Below are 4,374 nucleotides of genomic sequence, written 5' to 3' on the forward strand. Positions count from 1 at the left end.
TGCTAAGCGACTACCATATCTAACAGGGGGCAACCCCCAACTACATCAGGCGTGCTAGGGCTTAACTTCTGTGTTCGGCATGGGAACAGGTGTATCTCCTAGGCTATCGTCACTTAACTATGATTGATTATCCAATCAAAATTGAATACCTATATATTCTAACAAGAAACCTACGCGCTGTCAATATTGACTCGTTTCTTTTTTGGATAAGTCCTCGAGCTATTAGTATTAGTCCGCTACATGTGTCACCACACTTACACTTCTAACCTATCTACCTGATCATCTCTCAGGGCTCTTACTGATATAAAATCATGGGAAATCTCATCTTGAGGTGGGCTTCACACTTAGATGCTTTCAGCGTTTATCCCTTCCCTACATAGCTACCCAGCGATGCCTTTGGCAAGACAACTGGTACACCAGCGGTAAGTCCACTCTGGTCCTCTCGTACTAGGAGCAGATCCTCTCAAATTTCCTACGCCCGCGACGGATAGGGACCGAACTGTCTCACGACGTTCTGAACCCAGCTCGCGTGCCGCTTTAATGGGCGAACAGCCCAACCCTTGGGACCGACTACAGCCCCAGGATGCGACGAGCCGACATCGAGGTGCCAAACCTCCCCGTCGATGTGAACTCTTGGGGGAGATAAGCCTGTTATCCCCAGGGTAGCTTTTATCCGTTGAGCGATGGCCCTTCCATGCGGAACCACCGGATCACTAAGCCCGACTTTCGTCCCTGCTCGAGTTGTAGCTCTCGCAGTCAAGCTCCCTTATACCTTTACACTCTGCGAATGATTTCCAACCATTCTGAGGGAACCTTTGGGCGCCTCCGTTACCTTTTAGGAGGCGACCGCCCCAGTCAAACTGCCCGTCAGACACTGTCTCCGATAGGGATAACCTATCTAGGTTAGAGTAGCCATAACACAAGGGTAGTATCCCAACAACGCCTCCACCGAAACTAGCGTCCCGATTTCATAGGCTCCTACCTATCCTGTACATGTGGTACAGATACTCAATATCAAACTGCAGTAAAGCTCCATGGGGTCTTTCCGTCCTGTCGCGGGTAACCTGCATCTTCACAGGTACTAAAATTTCACCGAGTCTCTCGTTGAGACAGTGCCCAAATCATTACGCCTTTCGTGCGGGTCGGAACTTACCCGACAAGGAATTTCGCTACCTTAGGACCGTTATAGTTACGGCCGCCGTTTACTGGGGCTTCAATTCACACCTTCGCTAATGCTAAGCGCTCCTCTTAACCTTCCAGCACCGGGCAGGCGTCACCCCCTATACATCATCTTACGATTTAGCAGAGAGCTGTGTTTTTGATAAACAGTTGCTTGGGCCTATTCACTGCGGCTGACTTAAAGCCAGCGCCCCTTCTCCCGAAGTTACGGGGCCATTTTGCCGAGTTCCTTAACGAGAGTTCTCTCGCTCACCTGAGGCTACTCGCCTCGACTACCTGTGTCGGTTTGCGGTACGGGTAGAGTATAATTAACGCTAGAAGCTTTTCTTGGCAGTGTGACATCACTAACTTCGCTACTTAACTTCGCTCCCCATCACAGCTCAATGTTATAGATATAAGCATTTAACTCATATCACACCTCACTGCTTAGACGTGCACTTCCAATCGCACGCTTTAGTTAGCCTACTGCGTCCCTCCATCACTATATACTCTAGTACAGGAATATCAACCTGTTGTCCATCGGATACACCTTTCGGTCTCTCCTTAGGTCCCGACTAACCCAGGGAGGACGAGCCTTCCCCTGGAAACCTTAGTCATACGGTGGACAGGATTCTCACCTGTCTTTCGCTACTCATACCGGCATTCTCACTTCTATGCGTTCCAGCGCTCCTCACGGTACACCTTCATCACACATAGAACGCTCTCCTACCATACCTAAAAGGTATCCACAGCTTCGGTAATATGTTTTAGCCCCGGTACATTTTCGGCGCAGGGTCACTCGACTAGTGAGCTATTACGCACTCTTTGAATGAATAGCTGCTTCTAAGCTAACATCCTAGTTGTCTGTGCAACCCCACATCCTTTTCCACTTAACATATATTTTGGGACCTTAGCTGGTGGTCTGGGCTGTTTCCCTTTCGACTACGGATCTTAGCACTCGCAGTCTGACTGCCGATTATATCTCATTGGCATTCGGAGTTTATCTGATATTGGTAATCCGGGATGGACCCCTCAATCAAACAGTGCTCTACCTCCAAGAGACTTAACATCGACGCTAGCCCTAAAGCTATTTCGGAGAGAACCAGCTATCTCCAAGTTCGTTTGGAATTTCTCCGCTACCCACAAGTCATCCAAGCACTTTTCAACGTGCCCTGGTTCGGGCCTCCAGTGAGTTTTACCTCACCTTCACCCTGCTCATGGGTAGGTCACATGGTTTCGGGTCTACGACATGATACTAATGCGCCCTATTAAGACTCGGTTTCCCTACGGCTCCGTCTCTTCAACTTAACCTCGCATCATATCGTAACTCGCCGGTTCATTCTACAAAAGGCACGCTCTCACCCATTAACGGGCTCGAACTTGTTGTAGGCACACGGTTTCAGGTTCTATTTCACTCCCCTCCCGGGGTGCTTTTCACCTTTCCCTCACGGTACTGGTTCACTATCGGTCACTAGAGAGTATTTAGGGTTAGGAGATGGTCCTCCCAGATTCCGACGAGATTTCTCGTGTCTCGCCGTACTCAGGATACTGCTAGGGTTAAAGACTATTTCGAATACGAGGCTGTTACTCTCTTTGGCTTACCTTCCCAGGTAATTCTTCTATAATCTTGTCGTCCCACGTCGCAGTCCTACAACCCCGATGTGTAAACACATCGGTTTGCCCTCTTGCCATTTCGCTCGCCGCTACTAAGGCAATCGCGTTTGCTTTCTCTTCCTGCAGCTACTTAGATGTTTCAGTTCACTGCGTCTTCCTCTTCATTACCTTAACAGTAATGAGTGACATGCATTACATGCCGGGTTCCCCCATTCGGACATCTCTGGATCAATGTTTACTTACAACTCCCCAAAGCATTTCGTCGTTAGTCACGTCCTTCATCGGCTTCTAGTGCCAAGGCATCCACCGTGCGCCCTTATTAACTTAACCTTATTTTGGTCTGTTGACCTTAAACTCATTAAATCACAGCGTTTCGGTTTATTTCTTGTTACTATCTACAATTCAATTTCTTGAATCGTGGAATTTGATATAGATATTCAATTTTCAATGGACAATCTTTTGAATCTTTCGATTCAATGGAGCCTAGCGGGATCGAACCGCTGACCTCCTGCGTGCAAAGCAGGCGCTCTCCCAGCTGAGCTAAGGCCCCACAAGACCTCTCAAAACTAAACAATACCCAAACGTGCTTCCGTTTATCCTTAGAAAGGAGGTGATCCAGCCGCACCTTCCGATACGGCTACCTTGTTACGACTTCACCCCAATCATCTATCCCACCTTAGGCGGCTGGCTCCTAAAAGGTTACCTCACCGACTTCGGGTGTTACAAACTCTCGTGGTGTGACGGGCGGTGTGTACAAGGCCCGGGAACGTATTCACCGCGGCGTGCTGATCCGCGATTACTAGCGATTCCGACTTCATGTAGGCGAGTTGCAGCCTACAATCCGAACTGAGATTGGCTTTAAGAGATTTGCTTGCCGTCACCGACTCGCGACTCGTTGTACCAACCATTGTAGCACGTGTGTAGCCCAGGTCATAAGGGGCATGATGATTTGACGTCATCCCCACCTTCCTCCGGTTTATTACCGGCAGTCTCGCTAGAGTGCCCAACTTAATGATGGCAACTAACAATAGGGGTTGCGCTCGTTGCGGGACTTAACCCAACATCTCACGACACGAGCTGACGACAACCATGCACCACCTGTCACCGATGTTCCGAAGAAACTTCCTATCTCTAGGAATAGCATCGGGATGTCAAGACCTGGTAAGGTTCTTCGCGTTGCTTCGAATTAAACCACATGCTCCACCGCTTGTGCGGGCCCCCGTCAATTCCTTTGAGTTTCAACCTTGCGGTCGTACTCCCCAGGCGGAGTGCTTAATGCGTTAGCTGCGGCACTAAGCCCCGGAAAGGGCCTAACACCTAGCACTCATCGTTTACGGCGTGGACTACCAGGGTATCTAATCCTGTTTGCTCCCCACGCTTTCGAGCCTCAGCGTCAGTTACAGACCAGAGAGCCGCTTTCGCCACCGGTGTTCCTCCATATATCTACGCATTTCACCGCTACACATGGAATTCCACTCTCCCCTTCTGCACTCAAGTCTAACAGTTTCCAAAGCGAACAATGGTTAAGCCACTGCCTTTAACTTCAGACTTATTAAACCGCCTGCGCTCGCTTTACGCCCAATAAATCCGGACAACGCTCGG

The 4,374-nt window shown here is 49.4% G+C and carries 1 tRNA gene and 3 rRNA genes; all 4 read right to left on the reverse strand.

From position 1 onward, the window contains the following. Position 1: 1 nt before the first annotated feature. Positions 2-117: ribosomal RNA gene (gene rrf, locus BLR83_RS09750) — 5S ribosomal RNA — on the reverse strand. Between the two features lie 85 nt (positions 118-202). Beyond that, a 23S ribosomal RNA gene (locus BLR83_RS09755) occupies positions 203-3,102 on the reverse strand. Between the two features lie 147 nt (positions 3,103-3,249). Next, a tRNA-Ala gene (locus BLR83_RS09760) sits at positions 3,250-3,322 on the reverse strand. Positions 3,323-3,375: 53 nt separating this feature from the next. Then, positions 3,376-4,374: ribosomal RNA gene (locus BLR83_RS09765) — 16S ribosomal RNA — on the reverse strand; the annotation flags it as partial.

Source organism: Streptococcus equinus, assembly GCF_900101445.1.
Classification (GTDB): Bacteria; Bacillota; Bacilli; order Lactobacillales; family Streptococcaceae; genus Streptococcus; species Streptococcus equinus_B.